General features: G+C 66.3%; 23 protein-coding genes. 16 read left to right on the top strand and 7 right to left on the bottom strand.

The genetic code is table 11. The features are described from left to right. The 11 genes from nuoG to C1704_RS10560 all read left to right on the top strand — a co-directional run bounded on the left by nuoG (window position 1) and on the right by C1704_RS10560 (window position 11,366). Window positions 1-2,319 (top strand): NADH-quinone oxidoreductase subunit NuoG, encoded by a 2,319-nt coding sequence (nuoG, locus tag C1704_RS10610; RefSeq protein WP_104302706.1) that lies wholly within the window; start codon window positions 1-3, stop codon window positions 2,317-2,319. Between the two features lie 15 nt (window positions 2,320-2,334). Continuing rightward, window positions 2,335-3,399, top strand: coding sequence for an NADH-quinone oxidoreductase subunit NuoH (nuoH, locus tag C1704_RS10605; protein WP_104302705.1), 1,065 nt, complete (start codon window positions 2,335-2,337; stop codon window positions 3,397-3,399). Between the two features lie 25 nt (window positions 3,400-3,424). Then, window positions 3,425-3,922, top strand: a complete 498-nt coding sequence (gene nuoI, locus C1704_RS10600; RefSeq protein WP_104302704.1) for an NADH-quinone oxidoreductase subunit NuoI — start codon at window positions 3,425-3,427, stop codon at window positions 3,920-3,922. Between the two features lie 73 nt (window positions 3,923-3,995). Next, window positions 3,996-4,649 carry an NADH-quinone oxidoreductase subunit J gene (locus tag C1704_RS10595; protein ID WP_104302703.1) on the top strand — a complete coding sequence of 218 codons (654 nt, stop codon included), beginning with the start codon at window positions 3,996-3,998 and terminating at the stop codon, window positions 4,647-4,649. After that, window positions 4,646-4,954, top strand: coding sequence for an NADH-quinone oxidoreductase subunit NuoK (gene nuoK / locus C1704_RS10590; protein WP_104302702.1), 309 nt, complete (start codon window positions 4,646-4,648; stop codon window positions 4,952-4,954). The genes C1704_RS10595 and nuoK overlap by 4 nt, the downstream gene beginning before the upstream one ends. 21 nt (window positions 4,955-4,975) lie before the next feature. Beyond that, complete coding sequence (nuoL, locus tag C1704_RS10585) at window positions 4,976-7,000, top strand: NADH-quinone oxidoreductase subunit L (protein ID WP_104302701.1); 2,025 nt, start codon at window positions 4,976-4,978, stop codon at window positions 6,998-7,000. 16 nt (window positions 7,001-7,016) lie between these two features. Continuing rightward, complete coding sequence (locus C1704_RS10580) at window positions 7,017-8,492, top strand: NADH-quinone oxidoreductase subunit M (RefSeq protein WP_104302700.1); 1,476 nt, start codon at window positions 7,017-7,019, stop codon at window positions 8,490-8,492. Window positions 8,493-8,505: 13 nt separating this feature from the next. Further along, window positions 8,506-10,002, top strand: coding sequence for an NADH-quinone oxidoreductase subunit NuoN (nuoN, locus tag C1704_RS10575; RefSeq protein ID WP_104302699.1), 1,497 nt, complete (start codon window positions 8,506-8,508; stop codon window positions 10,000-10,002). A gap of 4 nt (window positions 10,003-10,006) precedes the next feature. Next, window positions 10,007-10,309: a DUF2818 family protein gene (locus C1704_RS10570; protein ID WP_104302698.1), complete on the top strand. Its 303-nt coding sequence runs from the start codon at window positions 10,007-10,009 to the stop codon at window positions 10,307-10,309. 11 nt (window positions 10,310-10,320) lie between these two features. After that, entirely contained in the window at window positions 10,321-10,935 is a 615-nt protein-coding gene (locus C1704_RS10565) for an NUDIX domain-containing protein (RefSeq protein ID WP_104302697.1), read from the top strand. Further along, window positions 10,932-11,366 (top strand): DUF1178 family protein, encoded by a 435-nt coding sequence (locus C1704_RS10560; protein ID WP_104302803.1) that lies wholly within the window; start codon window positions 10,932-10,934, stop codon window positions 11,364-11,366. Before C1704_RS10565 ends, C1704_RS10560 begins: the two co-directional genes overlap by 4 nt. A gap of 7 nt (window positions 11,367-11,373) precedes the next feature. On the opposite strand, the gene C1704_RS10555 is transcribed toward C1704_RS10560, so the two are convergent. Both C1704_RS10555 and C1704_RS10550 read right to left on the bottom strand, forming a co-directional pair. Next, window positions 11,374-12,780, bottom strand: coding sequence for an FAD-binding oxidoreductase (locus C1704_RS10555; protein ID WP_104302696.1), 1,407 nt, complete (start codon window positions 12,778-12,780; stop codon window positions 11,374-11,376). A 5-nt stretch (window positions 12,781-12,785) separates the two neighbouring features. Then, complete coding sequence (locus tag C1704_RS10550; RefSeq protein WP_104302695.1) at window positions 12,786-13,172, bottom strand: DUF2069 domain-containing protein; 387 nt, start codon at window positions 13,170-13,172, stop codon at window positions 12,786-12,788. A gap of 19 nt (window positions 13,173-13,191) precedes the next feature. Here C1704_RS10550 and C1704_RS10545 point away from each other — a divergent pair, with 19 nt between their 5' ends. Beyond that, window positions 13,192-14,424, top strand: a complete 1,233-nt coding sequence (locus C1704_RS10545) for a YihY family inner membrane protein (RefSeq protein WP_104302694.1) — start codon at window positions 13,192-13,194, stop codon at window positions 14,422-14,424. Between the two features lie 6 nt (window positions 14,425-14,430). Here the strand turns inward: C1704_RS10545 and C1704_RS10540 are convergent, their stop codons facing one another. From C1704_RS10540 to C1704_RS10530, 3 genes are read right to left on the bottom strand one after another with little or no spacing between them, the layout of a single operon-like run. Next, window positions 14,431-14,766 (bottom strand): Mpo1-like protein, encoded by a 336-nt coding sequence (locus tag C1704_RS10540; protein WP_104302693.1) that lies wholly within the window; start codon window positions 14,764-14,766, stop codon window positions 14,431-14,433. Further along, on the bottom strand, window positions 14,763-15,593 hold the full coding sequence (locus tag C1704_RS10535; RefSeq protein ID WP_104302692.1) for an alpha/beta fold hydrolase: 831 nt from the start codon (window positions 15,591-15,593) through the stop codon (window positions 14,763-14,765). The genes C1704_RS10540 and C1704_RS10535 overlap by 4 nt, the downstream gene beginning before the upstream one ends. After that, window positions 15,590-16,897 carry an O-acetylhomoserine aminocarboxypropyltransferase gene (locus C1704_RS10530; protein WP_104302802.1) on the bottom strand — a complete coding sequence of 436 codons (1,308 nt, stop codon included), beginning with the start codon at window positions 16,895-16,897 and terminating at the stop codon, window positions 15,590-15,592. Before C1704_RS10530 ends, C1704_RS10535 begins: the two co-directional genes overlap by 4 nt. Window positions 16,898-17,033: 136 nt before the next feature. On the opposite strand from C1704_RS10530, the gene C1704_RS10525 reads away from it, so the two are divergent. The 4 genes from C1704_RS10525 to C1704_RS10510 all read left to right on the top strand — a co-directional run bounded on the left by C1704_RS10525 (window position 17,034) and on the right by C1704_RS10510 (window position 22,004). Beyond that, window positions 17,034-17,492, top strand: coding sequence for a CBS domain-containing protein (locus C1704_RS10525; protein ID WP_104302691.1), 459 nt, complete (start codon window positions 17,034-17,036; stop codon window positions 17,490-17,492). A gap of 89 nt (window positions 17,493-17,581) precedes the next feature. Next, entirely contained in the window at window positions 17,582-18,688 is a 1,107-nt protein-coding gene (gene aroC, locus C1704_RS10520; RefSeq protein WP_104302690.1) for a chorismate synthase, read from the top strand. An 8-nt stretch (window positions 18,689-18,696) separates the two neighbouring features. Continuing rightward, window positions 18,697-19,893: an MFS transporter gene (locus C1704_RS10515; protein WP_104302689.1), complete on the top strand. Its 1,197-nt coding sequence runs from the start codon at window positions 18,697-18,699 to the stop codon at window positions 19,891-19,893. A gap of 230 nt (window positions 19,894-20,123) precedes the next feature. After that, window positions 20,124-22,004 carry a carbohydrate-binding module family 20 domain-containing protein gene (locus C1704_RS10510; RefSeq protein WP_104302688.1) on the top strand — a complete coding sequence of 627 codons (1,881 nt, stop codon included), beginning with the start codon at window positions 20,124-20,126 and terminating at the stop codon, window positions 22,002-22,004. 22 nt (window positions 22,005-22,026) lie between these two features. Here C1704_RS10510 and C1704_RS10505 read toward each other — a convergent pair whose 3' ends face one another. Next, window positions 22,027-23,238 carry an AGE family epimerase/isomerase gene (locus tag C1704_RS10505; RefSeq protein WP_104302687.1) on the bottom strand — a complete coding sequence of 404 codons (1,212 nt, stop codon included), beginning with the start codon at window positions 23,236-23,238 and terminating at the stop codon, window positions 22,027-22,029. A gap of 12 nt (window positions 23,239-23,250) precedes the next feature. Further along, window positions 23,251-24,318: an ABC transporter ATP-binding protein gene (locus tag C1704_RS10500; protein WP_104302686.1), complete on the bottom strand. Its 1,068-nt coding sequence runs from the start codon at window positions 24,316-24,318 to the stop codon at window positions 23,251-23,253.

Below are 24,318 nucleotides of genomic sequence, written 5' to 3'. Positions count from 1 at the left end.
ATGATCGAAATCGAACTCGATGGCAAGAAGGTGGAAGTGCCTGAAGGCAGCATGGTGATGCATGCGGCTGAGAAGGCCGGCACCTATGTGCCGCACTTCTGCTATCACAAGAAGCTCTCGATCGCGGCCAACTGCCGTATGTGCCTGGTTGACGTCGAGAAGGCCCCCAAGCCCATGCCCGCCTGCGCGACGCCGGTGACGCAGGGGATGATCGTGCGCACCAAGAGCGACAAGGCCGTCAAGGCCCAGCAATCGGTGATGGAGTTCCTGCTCATCAATCACCCGCTGGACTGCCCCATCTGTGACCAGGGGGGCGAATGCCAGCTCCAGGATCTGGCCGTGGGCTATGGCGGTTCGGCCTCGCGCTACCAGGAAGAAAAGCGCGTGGTGTTCCACAAGGAGGTGGGCCCGCTGATCTCCATGGAGGAGATGAGCCGCTGCATCCACTGCACCCGTTGCGTGCGCTTCGGGCAGGAGATCGCCGGTGTGATGGAACTGGGCATGCTTCACCGCGGAGAACACGCCGAGATCACCACCTTCGTGGGCAACACGGTTGATTCCGAGCTCTCGGGCAACATGATCGACATCTGCCCCGTCGGGGCGCTGACGAGCAAACCTTTCCGCTACACCGCGCGCACCTGGGAGCTTTCGCGCCGCAAGAGCATCAGCCCGCATGACTCCACTGGAGCCAACCTGATCGTGCAGGTCAAGGCCAACAAGGTGATGCGTGTCGTGCCCCTCGAAAACGAAGAGGTCAATGAGTGCTGGATTGCCGATCGGGATCGGTTCTCTTACGAGGCGCTCAACAGCGATGACCGCCTGACCGTGCCGATGCTGAAGCAAGGCGGTCAGTGGCGCGAAGTCGACTGGCAGACGGCGCTGGAATACGTCGCCAACGGTCTGAAGCAGATCCGCAACGATCACGGTGCCAGCGCCATCGGTGCCCTGGGCAGTCCGCATGCGACGGCCGAGGAGCTGTACCTGCTGTCGCAGCTCGTCAAGGGGCTGGGCAGTGGGAATGTCGATCATCGCCTGCGCCATGCCGACTTCTCCGCTGCGCCGTCCGGCCAGGCCCGCTGGCTGGGGCGGTCCATCGCATCGCTGTCCAGCCTCGATGCTGCACTGGTGGTTGGCGCTTTCCTGCGCAAGGACCATCCGCTCTTCGCGCAGCGCCTGCGCCAGGCGGTCAAGCGAGGAGGGCGCATCCACAGTCTGCACGCGGTGCACGACGACTGGCTTATGCCCATGGCGCAAGGCCTGACGGCGGCCCCGTCGGCCTGGGTGCAGACGCTCGCGGGCGTGGCTGCGGCTGTCGCGGCCGAGAAAGGTGTCTCCGCACCGGTAGCGGCCACCCCGGACGAAGCCTCCATGGCCATCGCCCGCTCGCTGCTCCAGGGCGAACACAAGGCCGTGCTCCTGGGCAACGCGGCAGTCCAGCATCCGCAAGCCTCGCAGCTGCTGGCGCTGGCCGGCTGGATCGCTGCCCAGACCGGCGCGACGGTGGGTTCGTTCGGCGAAGCTGCTAACAGCGTCGGGGCGCAGCTGGTCGGCGCGCTGCCCGGCCCGGGAGGACTCGATGTCGGCGGCATGCTGGCCCAGCCGCTCAAGGCCTATTTGCTGCTGCATGTGGAGCCCCAGCTCGACCTGGCCGATCCCCTGCGTGCCACCCGCGCGCTCGAATCCGCCGACATGGTCGTGGCCCTGACCGCGTTCAAGTCGGCCGCGCAGGGCCATGCCGACGTGATGCTGCCCATCGCCCCGTTCAGCGAGACGGCGGGCACCTTTGTCAACGCTGAAGGCCGCCCCCAGAGTTTCTACGGTGTGGTCAAGCCGCTGGGCGAGACCCGTCCCGCGTGGAAGGTGCTCCGCGTGTTGGGCACGATGCTCGACCTGCCGGGTTTCGGCTTCGAGACGGCGGAAGAAGTGCGTGCTCAGGCCCTGGGCGACACAACCACGCTGGCGCAACGGTTGAACAATGACGCCGCGCTTGGCGCCACTTCGGCAAACGCTGCCGCCGGGTTCGAGCGGATTGCCGACGTGCCCATCTACACCACTGACGTGCTGGTGCGCCGTGCGCCCGCGCTGCAGCAGACAGCGGATGCGCGTGCACCGGTGGTGTCGGTGAGCACCTCGGCGTGGAGCCAGCTCGGCCTGAAGGACGGCGATCGCGTGCGGGTCCAGGTCGGTGGCGGTGTGGCCACGTTGCCGGTGCGCTGCGACGCCACGCTCGCGGCCCAGGCGGTGCGCGTGCCAACCGGGCATCCCGCCACGGCGGAACTCGGGCCGTTGTTCGCCCCGGTGGAACTGAGCAAGGCGTGATCGAGGAAGCTGCAGATGCTTGAGACCTTCACTCAATTCGGTCAGGCCCAGCTCGGAGGCGCCTGGCCCGTGGTCTGGAACCTGATCAAGATCGTGGCGCTGGTGCTGCCGCTGATGATCTGCGTGGCCTACCTGACGCTGTGGGAGCGCAAGGCCATTGGCTGGACGCAGATCCGTCCGGGCCCCAACCGGGTCGGCCCCGCAGGCCTGCTCCAGCCGATTGCCGATGCGGTCAAGCTGATCTTCAAGGAGATCATCTCGCCGACGGCGGCCAACAAGGGCCTGTTCTACCTCGCGCCGATCATGACCATCATGCCCGCGCTGGCGGCCTGGGCGGTCATTCCCTTCGGCCCGGACGTGGCGCTGGCCAACATCAACGCCGGTCTGCTGTTCCTGATGGCCATCACCTCGCTCGAGGTGTACGGCGTGATCATTGCGGGCTGGGCCTCGAACTCCAAGTACGCCTTCCTGGGTGCGATGCGCGCCTCGGCGCAGATGGTGTCCTACGAGATTGCCATGGGCTTCGCCTTCGTGGTGGTGCTCATGGTGACCGGCAGCCTGAACATGACGGCCATCGTCACCAGCCAGGACCAGGGCTACTTTGCCGAGATGGGGCTGAACTTCCTGTCGTGGAACTGGCTGCCGCTGCTGCCCATCTGCGTGGTGTACTTCATCTCGGGTCTGGCCGAGACCAACCGTCACCCCTTTGACGTGGTCGAAGGCGAGTCGGAGATCGTGGCCGGTCACATGATCGAGTATTCGGGCATGTCCTTTGCTATGTTCTTCCTGGCCGAGTACGCGAACATGATCCTGATCTCGGCCCTGGCCGCGCTGATGTTCTTCGGCGGCTGGCTGCCGCCCGTGGACAGCGCGCTGTTCAACTGGATCCCCGGCTGGCTCTGGCTCGGGCTGAAGACCTTCGTGCTGGTCACCATCTTCCTGTGGGTGCGCGCGACCTTCCCGCGTTTCCGCTACGACCAGATCATGCGCCTGGGCTGGAAGATCTTCATCCCCGTGACCCTGGTGTGGCTCGTGGTGGTGGGTCTGTGGATCCAGTCGCCCTGGAACATCTGGAACTGAACCGGAAGTCTGACGAGGTCCAACCATGTCTGCTGTAGCTTCCCTCAAAGGGTTCATCAACAGTTTCATGCTCACGGAGCTGATCAAGGGGCTGGCGCTCACGGGTCGCCACTTCCTCTCGCCGCATATCACGGTGCAGTTTCCGGAGGAGAAGACACCCTTGTCGCCGCGCTTCCGTGGCCTGCATGCGCTGCGCCGCTACGAGAACGGCGAAGAGCGCTGCATTGCCTGCAAGCTGTGCGAGGCGGTGTGTCCGGCGATGGCGATCACCATCGAATCCGACGTGCGTGATGACGGCTCGCGACGCACCACGCGCTATGACATCGACCTGACCAAGTGCATCTTCTGCGGCTTCTGCGAGGAAAGCTGCCCGGTCGATTCCATCGTCGAAACCCACATCTTCGAGTACCACGGCGAGAAGCGGGGCGACCTCTACTTCACCAAGGACATGCTCCTGGCGGTGGGGGATCGCTATGAGAAGGAGATCGCGGCCAACAAGGAGGCGGACGCGAAGTACCGGTAAGCCCCCCGTGCGGCCTGCCGGCCGGTCGGGCCCCGAGGAGGAGCCCTGAGGCCCGCCAACCGAGAACAAAGACATGGATACCCTAAGCGCGCTCTTTTACGTGTTTTCAGCAGTCCTGCTGTTCGCGTCCTTCCGCGTCATCACGGCGCGCAGCACGGTGCATGCCGCGCTGTTCCTCGTGCTGGCCTTCTTCAACGCCGCCGGCGTGTGGATGCTGCTGCAGGCCGAGTTCCTGGCCATTGCGCTGGTGCTCGTCTACGTCGGCGCCGTGATGGTGCTCTTCCTCTTCGTTGTGATGATGCTCGACGTCAATGTCGATGCCATGCGTCAGAACTTCTGGAAGCACTTCCCGGTGGCCGGTCTCGTGGGCGTGCTGATCGCGCTGGAGATGGCGCTGGTGCTGATGACAGGCTTTGGCGTGCGCGAGGCCCCGGCGGCCACACCGGAAGCCATCGAGATGGGCAACACCAAGCTGCTGGGCATCGAGATGTACACCAACTACATCTACCCGCTCCAGGTGGCCGCCGTCCTGCTGCTGGTGGCGATCATCGCGGCCATTGCGCTGACCTTGCGCCGACGCAAGGACTCCCGCTACATCGACCCGGCCGACCAGGTGCGGGTGACCAAGGCACAGCGCCTGCGCGTGCTGCAGATCAAGCCGGTTGTGGACACGCCCGCGGCCAGCACCCCGAGCGGCGACGAACCCACCCCCGGAGGCAAGGCATGAGCATCACCCTCGGACACTACCTCACGCTGGGGGCCATCCTGTTCGCGATGTCGGTCATCGGCATCTTCATGAACCGGCGCAACCTGATCGTGCTGCTGATGGCCATCGAGCTGATGCTGCTGGCCGTCAACCTCAATTTCGTGGCCTTCTCCCACTACCTGGGGGACCTGGCCGGACAGGTCTTCGTCTTCTTCATCCTGACGGTGGCGGCCGCCGAGTCGGCGATCGGCCTGGCCATCCTGGTCGTGCTGTTCCGCAACCGTTCGACCATCAACGTGGATGAACTCGACGCCCTCAAGGGCTGACGCAGCACAGGGCACAACAAGATGTCGCAACTCTCTCAGAACATGCTGGTCGCGGTGCCCTTGGCACCCCTGGCCGGCGCCATCATCGCGGGCTTGTTCGGCAAGGTGGTTGGTCGCCGCGGCGCGCACTTCTTCACCATCCTCGGGGTGCTGATCTCCTTCATCCTCTCGGCCATGGTGCTCAAGGCCGTGGCGGTCGATGGCGCACGCTTCAATGCCACCGTCTACGAATGGCTGGTGCTGGGCGACCTGAAGATGGAGGTGGGGTTCCTCATTGACGGTCTGTCGGCGATGATGATGTGCGTGGTGACCTTTGTGTCGCTGATGGTGCACATCTACACCATCGGCTACATGGAAGAGGACCCGGGCTACCAGCGTTTCTTCGCGTACATCTCGCTGTTCACCTTCTCGATGTTGATGCTCGTCATGAGCAACAACATGCTGCAGCTCTTCTTCGGCTGGGAGGCGGTGGGCCTGGTGTCTTACCTGCTGATCGGTTTCTGGTACAAGAAGCCCACGGCCATCTTCGCCAACATGAAGGCCTTCCTGGTCAACCGGGTGGGTGACTTCGGCTTCATCCTCGGGATCGGCCTGCTGGTTGCCTTCGCCGGCTCGCTGAACTACACCGAGATCTTCGCGCAGGCGGACGAGCTGTCCAAACTGAGCTTCCCCGGGACCGACTGGATGCTGCTGACGGTGGCGTGCATCTGCCTGTTCATCGGCGCCATGGGCAAGTCGGCCCAGTTCCCGCTGCATGTGTGGCTGCCCGACTCCATGGAAGGCCCCACGCCCATTTCGGCACTGATTCACGCCGCCACGATGGTGACCGCCGGCATCTTCATGGTGGCACGCATGTCGCCGCTGTTCGAACTGTCGGATACCGCGCTGAACTTCGTGCTGGTGATCGGGGCGATCACGGCGCTCTTCATGGGTCTCCTGGGCATCATCCAGAACGACATCAAGCGCGTCGTGGCCTATTCCACGCTGTCGCAGCTCGGCTACATGACGGTGGCGCTGGGGGCCTCGGCCTACTCGGTCGCCGTGTTCCACCTGATGACACACGCCTTCTTCAAGGCGCTGCTCTTCCTGGCGGCCGGCTCGGTGATCATCGGCATGCACCACGATCAGGACATCCGCAACATGGGCGGGCTGCGCAAGTACATGCCCATCACCTGGATCACCGCGCTGCTGGGGTCGCTGGCCCTGATCGGCACGCCACTGTTCTCGGGCTTCTATTCCAAGGACAGCATCATTCTGGCGGTGGAGGCCAGCAACTTGCCGGGTGCGGGCTTCGCCACCTTTGCGGTGGTGGCCGGGGTGTTCATCACGGCCTTCTACTCGTTCCGGATGTACTTCCTGGTCTTCCACGGCAAGGAACGCTTCCACGACAAGCCGTATCCGTCGCCCGATGACCATGGCCACCACGATGAGGACCACGGCCACCACGAGCCGCATGAGTCACCCTGGGTGGTGACGGCGCCTTTGCTGCTGCTCGCCGTCCCCTCGGTGGTGATCGGCTTCATGACGATCGGCCCGATGCTCTTCGGCGACTTCCTGAAGGATGCCATCTTCGTGAACACGGATGCGCACCCCGCGATGAAGGCGCTGGCCGAGGGCTTCCACGGTGCGGCCGCCATGGCGCTGCACGGTCTGCAGACGGCGCCTTTCTGGCTGGCCGTGGCGGGGGTGGCGACGGCCTACTACTTCTACATGGTCAAACCTGAGATCCCGGCCCTGCTGCACCGGCGCCTGGGTTTCCTCGTGCGCATCATGGAAAACAAGTACTACATGGACTGGATCAACGAGAAGATCTTTGCGGCAGGCGCGCGCCTGCTGGGCAAGGGTCTGTGGAAGGGGGGCGACCAGGGCGTGATCGACGGCCTGCTGGTGAACGGCTCGGCCCGTGTGGTCGGCTGGACCGCCTCGCTGGTGCGGCTGGTGCAGTCCGGCTACATCTACCACTACGCCCTGGTGATGATCGTTGGCGTCTTCGCCCTCGTCACCTGGCAGCTGTGGCCCTATCTGCAATCCTTCCTGGTCCGCTGAGCGAGGTGCCCCCAACATGAGTCTGCTGAGCCTCGCCATCTGGACGCCCATCCTCTTCGGCGTCATCTTGCTGACCCTCGGTCGCGATGAGCATGCCACCCCGGTGCGCTGGATCGCGCTGGCCGGTGCGGTCCTGAGCTTCCTCATCACCGTGCCGCTGATCACCGGCTTCGACACCTCCACCTCGGCGATGCAGTTCGTCGAGTACGTGAAGTGGATCGACCGCTTCAACGTGCACTACCACCTGGGCGTGGACGGCCTGTCCGTGTGGTTCGTGCTGCTGACGGCCTTCATCACCATCGTGGTGGTGATCTCGGCCTGGGAGGTGATCACCGAGCGCGTGAACCAGTACATGGGTGCCTTCCTGATCCTCTCCGGGCTGATGATCGGGGTGTTCTCGGCGCTGGATGGTTTGCTGTTCTACGTCTTCTTCGAGGCCACCCTGATCCCGATGTACATCATCATCGGCATCTGGGGCGGTCCGCGCCGGGTGTACGCCGCGTTCAAGTTCTTCCTCTACACGCTGCTGGGTTCCCTGCTCATGCTGGTGGCGCTGGCCTACCTGTACTTCAAGTCGGGCGGCAGTTTCGACATCCTGACCTGGCACCAGCTCCCGCTGCCGCTGGACGCGCAGATGCTGCTCTTCGGTGCCTTCTTCCTGGCCTTTGCCGTCAAGGTGCCGATGTGGCCGGTTCACACCTGGCTGCCCGATGCGCACGTGGAGGCTCCCACCGGTGGTTCGGTGGTGCTGGCAGCCATCATGCTGAAGCTGGGTGCCTACGGCTTCCTGCGCTTCTCCCTGCCGATCCTGCCGGATGCCGCGCGCGAGCTCGACTGGCTGATCATCACGCTCTCACTGATTGCCGTGGTTTACATCGGACTGGTGGCGCTGGTGCAGCAGGACATGAAGAAGCTGGTGGCCTATTCGTCCATCGCCCACATGGGTTTCGTGACGCTCGGCTTCTTCCTCTTCAATGAACTGGCCGTCTCCGGCGCCATCGTGCAGATGATCGCCCACGGCTTCGTCTCGGGCGCCATGTTCCTGTGCATCGGCGTGCTCTACGACCGCGTGCACTCGCGTGAGATCGCCGACTACGGCGGGGTGGTGAACACCATGCCCAAGTTCGCGGCCTTTGCAGTGCTCTTCGCGATGGCCAATGCCGGACTGCCCGGCACGGCCGGTTTCGTGGGCGAGTGGATGGTGATCCTGGGTGCCGTGAAGGTGAACTTCTGGATCGGCATGGCCGCAGCCACGACGCTGATCTTCGGTGCCGCCTACACGCTGTGGATGGTCAAGCGCGTCTACTTCGGCGAGGTGGCCAACGACAATGTCCGCACGCTGGAAGACCTGAACAGGCGCGAGTTCTTCATGCTGGCGCTGCTGGCGCTCGCGGTGCTGTGGATGGGGCTCTACCCCAAGCCTTTCACCGACGTGATGCATCACTCGGTGGTGGACCTGCTCAAGCACGTCGCCATGTCCAAACTGAACTGAGGGGGCGACGACCATGAACACGATGAACTGGATCGCCATCTACCCCGAAGTCGTCCTGCTGGTGCTGGCCTGTGCCATCCTGGTGATCGACCTGTTCGTGACGCACCCGATGCGCACGCTGACCTATGTGCTGACGCTGGCCACCCTGGCCGTGGTCGCCGCGATGCAGATGGCCTACTTCATGGGCTACTACGTGGGCGGCGAGACGGTCCGCGCCATGCAGGGGATGTTCGTCAATGATCCGCTGGGCAACCTGCTGAAGTTCTTTGCCACGCTGTCGGTCTTCGTCACGCTGGTCTATGCACGCCTGTATGCCTCGCAGCGAGACATGCTGCGCGGCGGCGAGCTCTTCACGCTCAGCCTGTTTTCGCTGCTGGGCGTGCTGGTGATGATCTCAGGGAGCAACTTCCTGGTGATCTACCTCGGCCTGGAGCTGATGTCACTGTCGCTGTACGCCCTGGTCGCCCTGCGGCGCGATGACCTGGTGGCCACCGAGGCGGCCATGAAGTACTTCGTGCTCGGTGCGCTGGCCAGCGGCTTCCTGCTGTACGGCCTGTCGATGATGTACGGCGCCACCGGGTCGCTCGACATCAACGAGGTGTTCCGTGCCATCGCCTCGGGCGAGATCAACCAGCAGGTGCTGGTGTTCGGGGTGGTCTTCGTGGTGGCTGGCCTGGCCTTCAAGCTGGGCGCCGCACCCTTCCACATGTGGGTCCCCGATGTCTACCAGGGCGCACCCACGGCGGCCACGCTCCTGATCGCCGGGGCACCGAAGCTGGCGGCCTTTGCCATCACCATCCGCCTGCTGGTGGAGGGCATGCTCTCGCTGGCGGTGGACTGGCAGCAGATGCTGATGGTGCTGTCGGTGGCGTCGCTGGTGGTGGGCAACCTCGCAGCCATCGCCCAGACCAACCTCAAGCGCATGCTGGCCTATTCCACCATCGCACAGATGGGCTTCATGCTGCTGGGCCTGACCAGCGGCGTGGTCAATGGCAACACCTTGTCGGCCGCCAACTCCTACAGCTCCGCGCTGTTCTATGTCGTCACCTATGTGGTCACGACGCTGGGCAGCTTCGGACTGATCATGCTGTTGTCTCGGCAGGGCTTCGAGGCCGAGGAGATCAGCGACCTCAAGGGCCTGAACCAGCGCAGCCCGTGGTATGCCGCGGTGATGGCGATCTTCATGTTCTCGCTGGCGGGCATTCCGCCCACCGTGGGCTTCTACGCCAAGCTGGCAGTGCTGCAGGCGCTGGTGTCCACCAACGTGGGTCTCTACATCTGGCTGGCCGTTTTTGCAGTGCTGCTCTCGCTCGTGGGCGCGTTCTACTACCTGCGTGTCGTGAAAGTCATGTACTTCGATGAGGCCGAGGACCGCTCGCCCATCGTGGCCTCGACCGAGGCCCGGGCCGTGCTGTCGGCCAACGGTCTGGCGGTGCTCGTGCTGGGCATCCTGCCGGGTGGCCTGATGGCCTTGTGCGCGCAGGCCATCGTGCGCGCCTTCAGCATCTGAGGGCATGGATCAGTCCGCGTCGATCTGGGTGATCCTGCTCGTGGCGGCGGTGGCCGCCAACCTGCCGTTTCTCAATGAGCGGCTTCTGATCGTGGGTCCGGTCCGCGCTCCCAAGGGGCTCGGCTGGCGCCTGTTCGAGTGGCTGCTGCTCTTCGGGCTGGTGCTGCTGCTGGGCATGGGCCTGGAGGCGCGGCTGGGTCAGCGCCACCCGCAGGGCTGGGAGTTCTATGTGGTGGCCGCCAGCCTCTTTGCCACGCTGGCTTTTCCGGGCTTCGTCTGGCGCTACCTGCGCCGGCGCCGCGACTGAGGGACGGCGTCATGGCCGGTGATCCCCGGGACGAGGCGCTGCGCGAAACCTGCCTGAACAATGAGGTCGTCTACCAGGGGGGCTTCCTCACGGTGCGCCGCGACCTGGTGTGCCTGCCCAACGGGGCGCACGCACACCGCGAGTTCATCATGCATCCGGGCGCCGTGATGATCGTGCCCATCCTCGACGACGGGCGTTTCGTGCTCGAGCGCCAGTACCGCTATCCGATGGGACGCGTGATGATCGAATTCCCGGCCGGCAAGCTCGATGCTGGCGAGCCCGGCCTGGCGTGCGCGGTGCGCGAGCTGCAGGAGGAAACCGGATACAGTGCCCGGGAATGGGCCTATGCGGGCCTCCTCCACAACGCGATCGCCTATTCCGACGAGGGTATCGAGGTCTGGTTCGCCCGGGGTCTGAGCCTGGGCGAAGCCCGGCTCGACGAAGGCGAGTTCGTGGAAGTCTTCCACGCGACCCCCCGTGAGCTCGAGGATGCTGTGGCCCGCGGCGAGGTGACCGACGCCAAGACGCTCATCGGCCTGCTGTGGTGGCAGAACTGGCAGGCTGGGCGCTGGCCATTGACCTGGCGCAGCGCATCCGGCGCGGATCGGGCATCATCGACCCCATGAAGGTGTTCGACCTGCGTTGTGCCCAGGGCCACGGCTTCGAAGGCTGGTTCGGCTCCGAAGAGGACTTCCAGTCCCAGCTGTCACGTGGGCTGGTGACCTGCCCTCTGTGCGGCGATGCGCACGTGGACAAGCTGCCCAGCGCGCCACGCCTGAATCTGGGGGCCAGCGAACCGGCCCCCGCGGCGGCGCCCAAGCCCCAGGCCGACACCCCGGAAGCCTTGTGGATGCGTGCCGTGCGTCATGTGCTGGCGCACACCGAGGACGTGGGCGAACGCTTTGCCGAGGAAGCCCGGCGCATCCACTACGGCGAAAGCCCCACCCGGGGCATCCGGGGCCGGGCGTCTCGAGAGGACACCGAGGCCCTGCTCGAGGAGGGCATCGAGGTGCTTGCGCTGCCCGTCCCGGCCGATCTGGATGGGCCGGTGCAGTAAGTATCCCTCAGGGAACGAGCAGTCGCCCCGGGTTGAAGCGCCCGTGCGGGTCCAGCGCCTGCTTGATCGACCGCATCAGGCCGAGCGCAACGGCTGACTTGCGCTGCGCCAGTTCCTCTCGCTTGAGCATTCCCACGCCATGCTCTGCCGAGATGGATCCGCCATGTGCCATGACGGCGTCGTACACGATGCGATTCACCTGGGCCTCGTGCTCGGCCAGGAAGGCCGCGCCAGGCACCCCCGCAGGGGCTTGCACGTTGTAGTGCAGGTTCCCGTCACCGAGGTGGCCGAAATCGACCAGACGCACGCCCGGCAGATGAGCCTCCAGCGCTGCGTCGGTGGATGCGACGAAGGCAGGGATGCGCGAGACCGGTACCGAGATGTCATGCTTGATGTTCAGCCCTTCCTCGGCCTGGGCCAGCGGGATGGATTCGCGCAGGTGCCACAGGGCCTTGGACTGCTCCAGGCTCTCGGCCACGGCGGCATCGGTGATGACGCCGTCCTCGAAGGCCTGCTCCAGGAGGGCTTCGAAGAGCGCACGCGCGTGGGCTTCGGACTCGTGGTCGGAGGCCTCCATCAGCACCGTCCAGGGTGAGGCGGGCAGCGGCTGGGGCAGCTGCGGGAAGTGCTTGCGCACGAGGTCGAGCGAGAACTGGTTCATCACCTCGAAGCCCGTGAGGCTGGCCGCCAGCCGGGCCTGGGCGCGCAGCAGCAGAGCCACGGCGGCGTCCATGGAGGGCAGGGCGGCCAGCGCGGTCATGCGGGCGACGGGGCGGGGATACAGACGCAGCGTGGCGGCCGTGATGACTCCCAGGGTGCCTTCACTGCCGATGTAGAGATCGCGCAGGTCGTAGCCGGTGTTGTCCTTGCGCAGGCCGCTCAGACCGTCCCACACCTCGCCGTCGGCCGTGACCACCTCCAGCCCGAGGCAGAGCTCACGCGCGTTGCCATAGCGCAGCACCTGGGTGCCGCCGGCGTTGGTGGCCAGGTTGCCGCCGATGGTGCAACTGCCCTCTGCGGCCAGACTCAGCGGGAAGAGGAGGTCCTTCGCGGCCGCTGCGTCCTGCACGGTCTGCAGCACGCAGCCGGCCTCGACCGTGATCGTGAGGTTGGCCGTGTCGATCGCGCGGATGCGCTGCAGGCGCTGGGTGCTGAGCAGGACCTGCCGGCCGCTGTCGTCGGGGACCGAGGCACCCACCAGGCCGGTGTTGCCGCCCTGGGGCACCAGGCTCGCGCCGTGGCGCGCGCAGGCTCGGACCACCGCGGCCACCTCCGCCGTGCTTCCGGGGCGGACCACGGCCAGGGCCTTGCCTCGGTATCGCTTGCGCCAGTCGAGTTCGTAGGCCGAGAGATCGCCCTCGGTGAGCACCTGGGCCGTGCCGACGGCGGCACGCAGATCATCAAGCAGGCTCATGGGATTCAGGGAGCGGGAGAGGTTTCGGAGGCCGTGCGTGCATGGCGCAGCCGCCAGCGCACGTGCAAGGCACATGCGGTGAACAGCACCAGGCACAACAGCACCTCGATGCCGGCGAGCACGGCGCTGAAACCGCGGTCGGAGGTGGCGCGCACGACGCCCTCGGTGAAGTACACCCAAACGAGCAGACTGACCCAGCGGTAGGTGTACATGCGCCGTTTGAGCAGGCCCGCCAGCGGCAGGAAGAGCGGCAGCACCTTGAGCACCAGCCAGGAGCCGCCGGGGCGCAGCGGCGCGAGCCAGAGTTCCCAGGCGATGCCCAGCACGATGAGGCCCACCAGGCTGCCCACGGCAAGTGCTCGTGTGGTGTCGATGCGGGAGACGTGATCCATCGGTGGCATGATACCGGGCATGAACTTTCCCAAGCAGCTGCTGCCGTCGGCGCGCGTGCGGCTGTCGGAGCTGGTCCGCACCTTGCAAGACTGGCCCTGGCTCGACACCCTCAGAACCCTGGGCCAACGCTTCCGTGAGGACCGTCTGGGCCTCACCGCCGGCAGCCTGACGTTCACGACCCTGATCGCCCTGGTGCCGCTGTTCACGGTGACGCTCGCCGTGTTCACGGCGTTTCCGATGTTTGGCAGCTTCCAGGCGGCGGTGGAGAGCTATTTCATCAAGACCCTGGTGCCTGAGGCGATCGCGAAGCCTGTGCTGACGGCGCTGACGCGCTTTGCGGCCAACGCCAACCGCCTGGGAACGGCCGGTCTGGTGGTACTGGTGCTCACGGCGCTTTCGCTGATGCTCACGATCGACCGCACCTTGAACGGTATCTGGCGCGTGCGCAAACCGCGCCCGATCGCCCAGCGGGTGCTGGTGTACTGGGCCGCGGCCACCTTGGGGCCTTTGCTGCTGGGCGTGAGCCTGACGCTGACCTCCTATGCGATGACCGCCTCGCGAGGGCTGGTGGGCAGCTTGCCGGCCCCGGTTTCGTTCCTGTTCAACACCCTGGAATACTTCCTCATGGTGGCCGCCTTTGCCGGGCTGTTTCGCTACGTGCCCAACACCTACGTGCGCTGGCCGCACGCCCTGGCCGGCGGGGTCTTCGTGGCCACGGGCTTCGAACTGGCCAAGGCGGCATTGGCCTGGTACCTGGGCAAGGTGCCCACCTATTCCGCGCTGTACGGCACCTTTGCCACCGTACCCATCTTCCTGATCTGGCTCTACCTGGGCTGGGTGGTGGTCCTGCTGGGGGCAGTGATCGCGGCCTACGCCCCCAGTCTGCAGATGAAGGTGGTGCGCCGGCCGGCCACGCCGGGGCATCGCTTTCACCTGGCCTTGATGGTGCTGCGGGAGCTGCAGCTCAGCCGCTCGCAGCAGGCCCACGGGATGAGTCTGGAAGCCTTGTCGGAGCGGCTGCGCACCGACCCGCTGCAGATCGAGCCGTTGCTTGAGAAGCTGCGAGCCCTGGACTGGGTCGGCCGGCTGGACGAGGAAGGCGGCGCACGCTATGTGCTGCTGGCCGAACCCGACACGACGCTGGCGCAGCCTCTCGTGGCCGAACTGCTGCTCGATCCGGCCCCCAACCTGCGCGGCTTCTGGGACAAGGCCGGGTTCGGTCGGATGACACTCCAGGAACTGCTGGAGTGAGCGGCGTCAGAACTTGATCCGGCCCGTCCAGATGTCCTTGTACATGACCCAGTCGCCCATGAAGCTGTAGAGCGGCCGCTTGAAGGAGGCGGGCTTGTTCTTCTCGAAGCCGAAGTGGCCGATCCAGGCAAAGCCATAGCCTGCCAGCAGGCCGTAGAGCAGGTATTGCGGCTGGCCGGTGGCCAGCAGCGCTGCCAGGCAGATCAGCGCCAGGGTGGAGCCGACGAAATGCAGCCGGCGGCAGGTGCGGTTGCTGTGTTCGCTGAGGTAGAAGGGGTAGAACTCGGCGAAGCTCTTGAAGCTGCGCGGGTCGACACCCTGTCCCTGCAAGGTGGTGCTCATGACGGACTCCTGGGCGAGGAGAGAAAGCCTTTGAGGGCATTCAACACCCCGTCCGGGTTCTCCGTCATCAGGGAATGCCCGGCGCGCAGGGTCGTGACCTGGGCCTTCAAGGCTGCTGCCAGGTCCTTGGTGGCCGCAGGCGGCGTCATCTGGTCCTGGGCGCCCAGCAGCAGCAGCGCCGGGCAGTGCACCCGCTGGGCCGCCTCCAGGCCGCCTGTATAGCGGTCGCAGACGGAAAAGTCGGTGTGGAAGAGATTGGCGCCCTCGTGCTGGCGTGCGTGGCGGGCCTGCAAGTGCTCCATCAGGGCCAGGTTGCCACCGTGCAGCCAGGCGCCGGGGCCGGGCGCCGAAGGCTTGGCGGCCATCGTGCCGATGGAGAAGCTGTTGACCATGCGCATGGCCCTGTTCGGGTCCTTGAGCGAGGTTTCCAGCAATGCCGGCGAGACCTTCATCGGATAGGCCGTGGCCACCAGCGCGACGTGGGTGGCGCGCTCGCCCAGGCGGGCGGCGGCTTCCAGCGCGATGAGCGAGCCCATGCTGTGGCCTACCACGGCCGCGCGCGTCACGCCGGCGGCATCGAGCAGGGCGATGAGCCATTCGGCGAGCGCCTCGATGCTGTCGAGTGCCGGGCCGGCGCTGCGTCCGTGCCCCGGCAGGTCCACCGCGAGCACGGCGTGGCCGTGGTGGGCGAGGTAGCGGGTCTGCAAGGCGAACACGCTGTGGTCGTTGAGCGCGCCGTGGATGAACACGACGCAGGGCAGGGCGGGGTCGAAGGATTTCCCCCCCGTGTAGGCATAGGCCTCTTGGCCACGGACCAGCAGTTTCATGCGGTCCTCCCGGCTCTTTCGGCGGCTTTCAGGGCCCGGCCCAGGTCGTCGATGAGGTCGGACGCCTCCTCCAGACCGATGGACAGGCGGATGGTGCCGGGCGTGATGCCGGCGCGCGCCAGGGCGGCGTCGTCCATGCGGAAGTGGGTGGTCGAGGCCGGGTGGATGACCAGCGAGCGACAGTCCCCCACGTTGGCCAGATGAGAGAACAGCCGCAGGCTTTCGATGAAGCGGCGGCCCTGCTCGCGGCTGCCGCGCAGGTTGAAGCTGAAGACGGCGCCACACCCCTTGGGCAGCAGGCGCTGGGCCAGTGCATGGCTGGGATGGCCGGGCAGCTCGGGGTAGCCCACCGATTCCACCATGGGGTGCTCGGCCAGGAACTTCACCACCTGACGGGTGTTGGCCACGTGGCGCTCCATGCGCAGAGACAGGGTCTCGATGCCCTGCAGGATCAGCCAGGCCGAGTGCGGGCTCAGGCAGGCGCCGAAGTCGCGCAGGCCCTCGCGCCGCGCACGCAGCAGGAAGGCTCCCACGCTGCTTTCCTCGGTGAACACCATCTGGTGGAAGCCTTCATAGGGCTGGGTGAGTTCGGGGAAGCGGCCCGAGGCCTCCCAGTCGAAGCGACCGCTGTCGACCAGCACGCCGCCGATCACCGTGCCGTGGCCGCCCAGGAACTTGGTGGCCGAGTGGTAGACGAGGTCGGCGCCGTGGTCGATGGGGCGCATCAGTGCAGGCGACGTGAAGGTGGAATCGACCAGCAGCGGGAGGCCGTGTTCGTGGGCCAGGGCGCTGACGGCGGGAATGTCCAGCACGTCCAGGCCGGGGTTGCCCAGGGTCTCACCGAAAAAGAGGCGGGTGGTGGGTCGGATCGCACGGCGCCAGGCATCCAGGTCGCCCGGGGGCACGAAGGTGGTCTCGATGCCGAAGCGCGTCAGGGTGTAGTGCAGCAGGTTGTGCGAGCCGCCGTACAGGGCCGTGCTGGCGACGATGTGGGAGCCGGCGCCCATCAGGGTGGCGACGGCCAGGTGCAGGGCGGCCTGCCCGCTGGCCGTGGCAATGGCGCCCACGCCACCTTCGAGCGCGGCGATGCGCTCTTCGAGCACCGCCGTGGTGGGGTTGGAGATGCGTGAATACACATGCCCCGCGCGCTCCATGTTGAACAGCGCCGCCGCATGGTCGCTGTCGTCGAAGACGAAGGAGGTGCTCAGGTAGATCGGCACCGCGCGGGCGCCGGTGGTCGGGTCCGGCGCACTGCCCGCGTGCAGGGCCAGCGTGTCGAAGCCGGGGTCGGAATATCCAGGCATGGTGTCTCCAAAGGTGTCGGCACGCACCCGGGATTGCCCAGGGGGTGCTCGCGTGTCCAGTGGACAGGCATTGTGGGCTATATTGAAGCCTCGACCTGTTTCCGCTCACCCGCGAACCTGCCAGAGGAGGCCCGCCATGAAAGTCAGTGACATCCTGCGCGTCAAGGGAGGCACACTGTTCACGGTGTCGCCCGACCAGCGCCTGGGCGATGCCATGAAGACCATGGCCGAGCACGACATCGGCTCGCTGGTGGTGATGGAGCACGGCGATCTGGTGGGCATGCTCACCTTCCGCGAATGCATCCAGGCGGTGGTGGCCAACGGCGGCACGGTGGGCCAGACCATCGTGCGCACGGTGATGGATGCGGCCCCGCTGACCTGCACGCTGGAAACCGAGATCGACGAGGTGCGCCGCATGATGCTCGGCCGCCACGCCCGCTACATGCCGGTCATGAACCAGCGCACGCTGATGGGCGTGATCTCCTTCTACGACGTGGCCAAGGCGGTGGTGGACAGCCAGGACTTCGAAAACCGCATGCTCAAGGCCTACATCCGCGACTGGCCCGTGGGTGACGAGCCGGCCCAGCCGTCCTGAGGTGCACAGGCCCGTAAAATCGGGCCATCTTCCACACGCCGGGGCCGGCCACGTTGGCGCGGCCCCGGCCCTTTCATCGCTTGGGTTCCATGTCCGGCAGCACCTTCGGCCAGCTCTTTCGCGTCACCAACTTCGGCGAGTCCCACGGCCCGGCCATCGGCTGCGTGATCGACGGCTGCCCGCCCGGGCTGGCCCTGTCCGAGGCCGACATCCAGCCTGACCTGGACCGCCGCCGCCCGGGCACCTCGCGCCACGTGACCCAGCGCAACGAACCCGATGCGGTGGAGATCCTCTCAGGCGTGTACGAGGGCCAGACCACCGGCACGCCCATCTGCCTGCTGATCCGCAACACCGACCAGCGCAGCAAGGACTACGGCAACATCGTCCAGACCTTCCGGCCTGGGCATGCCGACTACACCTACTGGCACAAGTACGGCATCCGCGACCCGCGCGGCGGCGGGCGCTCGTCGGCGCGGCTCACGGCCCCGATGGTGGCCGCAGGCGCGGTGGCGAAGAAGTGGCTGGCGCAGCAGCACGGCACCACCTTCCGTGGCTGCATGACCCAACTCGGCGAGATCGAGATCCCCTTCGAGTCCTGGGACCACGTGCCCCGCAACCCCTTCTTTGCCGCCAATGCGAGCGACATCGCGCGGCTGGAAGACTACATGGACGCGCTGCGCAAGGCCGGTGATTCGGTCGGCGCGCGCCTGCGCGTCGAGGCCCTTGGCGTGCCCGTGGGGCTGGGCGAGCCGCTCTTCGACAAGCTCGATGCCGACATCGCCTACGCCATGATGGGCATCAATGCCGTCAAGGGCGTGGAGATCGGCGCGGGCTTTGCCTGCGTGGCCCAGAAGGGCACCGAACACGGCGATGAACTCACGCCGCAAGGCTTTCGCAGCAACAACGCCGGCGGGGTGCTGGGGGGCATCAGCACGGGGCAGGACCTGGTGGTGCACCTCGCGATCAAGCCCACGAGCTCGATCCGCACGCCGCGCCAGTCGATCGACCTGCAGGGCCAGCCGGCCACGGTGGAAACCTTCGGCCGCCACGACCCCTGCGTGGGCATCCGCGCCACACCGATTGCCGAGGCCATGCTGGCCCTGGTGGTGATGGACCACGCGCTGCGCCACCGGGCGCAATGCGGCGACGTGTCGGTGGCCACCCCGCAGATCCCGGCCCGCGCGCCGCAGGCCTGAGGCCGCCCATGGCGGCTCCCGCCGGCGCCTCCGCGCCTTCGCAGGGCCTGTGGTCCTTCGCGGCGCTGACCGCGGTGTATTTCGGCTTCATCGGCTACTTCAACCCCTACCTGCCGCTGTGGCTCAAGGAACTGGGCTTCGGCTCGCTGGCGATCGGGTTGCTCACGGCCGTGCAGAGTCTCACCCGTGTGATGGCGCCCTACAGCTGGGGCTGGCTGTCCGACCACACCGGCCGGCGTGCGCTGCTGATGCGTTGGGCCGCGAGCCTGGGCCTGGCCAGCAGCCTGGGCCTGTTGCTGATGCCGCAATGGGTGTCGCCCACCGTCGGGATTGTCGGCGTGGTGCTCTTCCTGATGTTCTTCAACACCAGCGCGATGATGCCCATGGCGGAGGCTGCGCTGGCTCAGCGGGTGACCAATCCACAGGGCCTGGACGTGGCCCGCTATGGTCGCGTGCGCGTGTGGGGCTCGGTGGGCTTCATCGTGACGGTGCTGGTCTTTGGCTTCGTTTTCGAGCGCTTTGGCCTTTCCTGGTTTGCAGTGGGCACGGTCGCGCTGCTCGGCGCGCTGGTGGCGGTGTGCTGGCGTCTGCCGTCCGGCACTGATGGCGAACACATGGGTGAGCCGGCGCCGCCCCTGGCCCCTGTGCTGGCTCGCCCGGCCGTGCGCTGGTTCTTCGTCTCGGTCTTTTTCATGATCCTGGCCCATGTGGGCCTGTATGCCTTCTTCTCGCTCTACCTGGACGAGCTGGGCTACAGCAAGCGCGTGGTGGGCGTGCTCTGGGCGGTGTCGGTGGCGGTGGAGATCGTCTGGTTCCTGGTGCAGGGCCGCTGGCTGGTGCGCTGGCCGCTGACGTGGTGGATGGTGGGGGTGTGTGCCGTGGCGGCACTTCGCTTCGGCGCCACGGCCGCCTTTGGGGCGAGCCTCGCGGTGCTGGTTCTGGCCCAGGTGAGCCATGCGCTCACCTTTGCCACTCATCACACAGTGTGCATTGCCTTCATCAACCGGCATTTCGCCGATCGCCTGCGCGGGCGCGGCCAGGCGCTGTATTCCGTGCTGGGCTACGGATTGCCTGGTGTGGTGGGCGGCGTGGCCGGAGGAGCGCTCGGCGAGGCCTGGGGCTTTGCGTCAGTGTTCTGGGCCGCAGCAGCGATGGCGATGCTGGCAGCGCTCGCGGCATGGCGTGTCGCGCAGATCGAGCGCTGAGTGCCGTCTGACGTCGCGCGGGCAAACCCTGATCTTTCAATCGACTACATCGGCGCTTTGCCCGTTGCTCGATGTAGTGCCTGTAGTCCTTACAAAAAAATCCATCGTAACGGCGATGTACCTGCCTTCAGGTGCTGGCGTTGCGGCGTGCGCCTGCCTAAGCTTGCCGCCCATTCCCCAACCGCGGCCGGCCACACCGGCCCACCCACCCAGCACCGCAGGAGACATCGATGCTGCAGCCTTCCCCTTTGCCCCCTTCCTGGCGACGCCTGGCCCGAAAGGGTCTGGCGGCATTCGCTCTGGCCGCAACGGCCCTGGGCGCTTCGACCGTCCAGGCCCAGACCGCGCCGCGCACGGCTTTCGTGCACCTCTTCGAATGGAAGTGGACCGACATCGCGCGCGAGTGCGAGACCTTCCTCGGGCCCAAGGGCTTCGCGGCGGTGCAGGTGTCGCCCCCGAACGAGCACAACTGGGTGAGCAGCGGGGACGGTGCCCCTTATCCGTGGTGGATGCGCTACCAGCCGGTGAGCTACAACCTGGACCGCAGCCGCAGCGGCACGCGCGCCGAGTTTCAGGACATGGTCAACCGATGCAATGCCGTCGGCGTGGGCATCTACGTGGACGCCGTGATCAACCATATGTCGGGCGGCACCGGTGGCACCTCGAGCGCCGGGCGCAGCTGGAGCTATCACAACTACCCCGGGCTTTATGGTCCCAATGACTTCCATCAACCAGTGTGCGGCATCACCAACTACGGTGATGCCAATAACGTGCAGCGCTGCGAACTCTCGGGCCTGCAGGACCTGAACACCGGCAGCACCTATGTGCGCGGCAAGATCGCCGACTATCTGGTGGGCCTGGTCAACATGGGGGTCAAGGGCTTCCGGGTGGACGCGGCCAAGCACATCAGCCCGACCGACCTGGGCGCCATCATCGATGCGGTCAACAGCCGCACCGGTGCGAACCGCCCCTTCTGGTTCCTGGAAGTGATCGGTGCAGCGGGCGAAGCGGTGCAGCCGAACCAGTACTTCTCGCTCGGCGGCGGCCAGGTGACCGTGACCGAGTTCAACTATGGCAAGCAGATCTTCGGCAAGTTCGCCGGCGGCGGCCGCCTGGCCGAGTTGCGCAGCTTCGGGGAGTCCTGGGGGCTGATGTCCAGCAGCAAGGCTGTGGCCTTCATCGACAACCACGACAAGCAGCGGGGTCATGGGGGTGGCGGCAACTACCTCACCTACCACTACGGTGCGACCTACGACCTGGCGAACATCTTCATGCTGGCCTGGCCTTATGGCTACCCGGCGCTGATGTCGAGCTATGCCTTCAACCGCAGCACGGCCTACGACACCAGCTTCGGCCCACCGCACTACAGTGGCGGCGCCACCCGTGGCCCCTGGGACGGTGGCGGCAGCCAGCCGGCGTGCTTCAGCCAGAGCATCGGCGGCTGGGTGTGCGAGCATCGCTGGCGCGGCATCGGCAACATGGTGGCTTTCCGCAACGCCACGGTGTCGAACTGGACCGTGACCGACTGGTGGGACAACGGCAACAACCAGATCGCCTTCGGGCGAGGTGACAAGGGCTTCGTGGTGATCAACCGCGAAGGTGCCGCGCTGACACGCAACTTCAAGACCAGCCTGCCTGCAGGCCAGTATTGCGATGTCATCTCGGGGGACTTCAGCAACGGCCAGTGCACCGGCAATGTGGTGACGGTCGATGCCGGCGGGTACGTGACGCTCACGGCCGGGCCGAACGGCGCGGCGGCCATCCATGCAGGCGCCCGCCTGGGCGGCGCCACTCAGCCGCCGCAGACGGCCTCGGTGACGTTCAACGTATCGGCCGACACCGTCTGGGGACAGAACCTCTTCGTCGTGGGCAACCACAGCGCACTGGGCAACTGGTCGCCGGCGGCCGCCAGGCCGATGACCTGGATCTCCGGTTCGGGGACGCGCGGCAACTGGCGCGCGGTGCTCGACCTGCCGGCCAACACTACTTACCAGTACAAGTTCATCAAGAAGGATGGGGCTGGGAACGTGGTGTGGGAGGGCGGCAGCAACCGCATCGTGACCACACCGTCCGGTGGCGGATCGGTGAGCACGGGCGGCAACTGGCAATAGTCGCGCGCCCGGGTGGCTTCCGTCAGGGGGCCACCACCCTCAGCATCTCGTAGCAGTTGCCCAGGGTGTGGTAGTCGAGCCGGCCTACCGGGGTCTTCTCCTCACCCAGGCGGCGGTTGTCGCGCGTGAGGGTGTGGTACCAGGCGCCATGCTCGTGGTCGATGAAGTAGTCCCAGCAGTACGACCACAGCCGGTCATACCAGCGCCAATAGGTCTCCAGGCCGGTGCGGTGCCCCAGCAGGGCCGCCGCGGTGGCCGTCTCGGACTGGACCCAGAAGGCCTTGTGGTCGTCGCACAGGCTGCCGTCGGGCGCCATGCGGTTGAACAGACCGCGGGCGTCCTCGTCCCAGCCGTGGGCCACGGTAAAGTCGAACAGGGCCTGCGCGCGAGGCAGCAGCCACGATGCCGGGCGAAGACGGTCCAGGGTGAGCAGCAACTTGGCCCATTCGGCCTGGTGCCCGAACTGGTAGCCCCAGGGTCGGAAGACCTCGTCGGGCCGGTCCCGGTGGTAGGACCAATCGGGGGTCCAGTCGGCACGGTAATGCTCCCAGATGTGGCCGTCGGTCTGGTCGGCGAGGTCCACCGTGACGCGGCGCGCGATCTGTTCGGCCCGGTCGAGGTAGGGCGTCTCACCGGTGGCCTCGAAGGCCCCCAGCAAGGCCTCGAACACGTGCATGTTTGCGTTCTGGCCCCGGTAGGAGCCCCAGCCGCCACCTTCAGCGAGTTCGTCGGCGTACAGACCGTGGGTGTCGTCCCAGAAGAGGCTGTTCAAGGTCTGCCAGGTCTCGGACAGCCAGTCGCGCGCCTCGGTCACGCCGGCCTTGAGCGCATGGGCGTAGGCCAGCATCACGAAGCCCAGACCGTAGGCGTACTGGGAGGCGTCCTCCACCACGTGCTCCCGGCGTCCGTCGGGATGGTCGTCCACGCGCAGCATCCACGCATAGCGACCCGTGGCCGGGTCCAGGTGGGCCTCGCGCAGGAAGGCCAGGCCATGGCGCACGGCGTCCAGGTAGGTGGGCGCACGGAAGTGCAGGTGGGCCTGGGCATAGTTGTAGATCAGCCGGGTGCTGTTGACCAGATGGCGGTGTCCGGTGTCGTAGGCCGTGCCATCGTCGAGGAAGAAGTGGAAGTAGCCCCCGCGCCGGTCGATGCAGCGCGGGTGGTAGAAGGCCATGGTGTGAAAGATGTGCTCTTTCAGGAAGGCTGGAGAGCGGTAGCGCGGGAAGACTTGCATCCCGCAAGCGTATCAGGCGATGCGTTGCTGCGTCTGTCCGTCGAAAAGGTGGCAATGCTCCGGCGACCAGGCCAGATGCACGCGCTCGCCCACACGCTGGTGCACCTTGCCCGGCACGCGCGCGGTGAGGCGGCCCAGGGGGGTGTCCACCAGGGCATAGGTGTCCGGGCCTGTGGGCTCGACCATGCCCAGCTCGCCGGGCAGGCCCTCGGCCGCAAATCGCAGGGCCTCCGGGCGCAGGCCGTAACTGACGGTGCTGCCCCCGTGAGCCTGGAGGGCCTGGCATTGGGTCGGCGTGAGCGCCAGGCCCAGTCCGTGGGCCTGCAACTCGTGGGCGCCAGTGCGCGAGGCCTCGACGAAGTTCATGGCCGGCGAGCCGATGAACTCGGCGACGAAGCGGTTGGCCGGCCGGCTGTAGATGTCGTCGGGGGTGCCGAACTGCTGGACCTGGCCGTCCTTCATCACCGCGATGCGGTCGCCCAGGGTCATCGCCTCGACCTGGTCGTGGGTGACATAGACGGTGGTCGTGCGGGTGCGCTGGTGCAGAAGCTTGATCTCGGCACGCATCTCCACACGCAACTTGGCGTCCAGGTTGGACAGCGGCTCGTCGAAAAGGAAGAGCTTGGGGTTGCGCGCCAGAGCGCGGCCCATGGCCACACGCTGTCGCTGGCCGCCCGAGAGCGCAGCCGGCTTGCGCTGCAGCAGGTGCTCGATCTGCAGCATCTTCGCCACGCGAGCAACGGTGGCCTCACGCTCGGCCCTGGGCACCTTGCGCATCTCCAGCGCGAAACCGATGTTGTCGGCCACCGTCATGTTGGGGTAGAGCGCGTAACTCTGGAACACCATGGCGATGTCCCGGTCCTTGGGCAAGGCGTGCGTCACGTCATGGTCGCCGATGTGGATGCTGCCCGAGGTGGGATGGTCCAGCCCGGCGATCATGGCCAGCAGCGTGGACTTGCCGCAGCCCGAGGGGCCGACGAGGATGAGGAACTCGCCGGCTTCGACCTCCAGGTCGATGCCCTTGAGGATCTCGAGTGAGTGATAGGCCTTGCGGACCTGGCGGATGGAGAGAGCTCCCAT

Source organism: Caldimonas caldifontis (assembly GCF_002930615.1).
In the GTDB taxonomy this organism is placed as follows: Bacteria; Pseudomonadota; Gammaproteobacteria; order Burkholderiales; family Burkholderiaceae_C; genus Caldimonas; species Caldimonas caldifontis.
The sequence above is the reverse complement of the archived record's forward strand: the minus strand, read 5'-3'. Positions and strand labels throughout refer to the sequence as shown.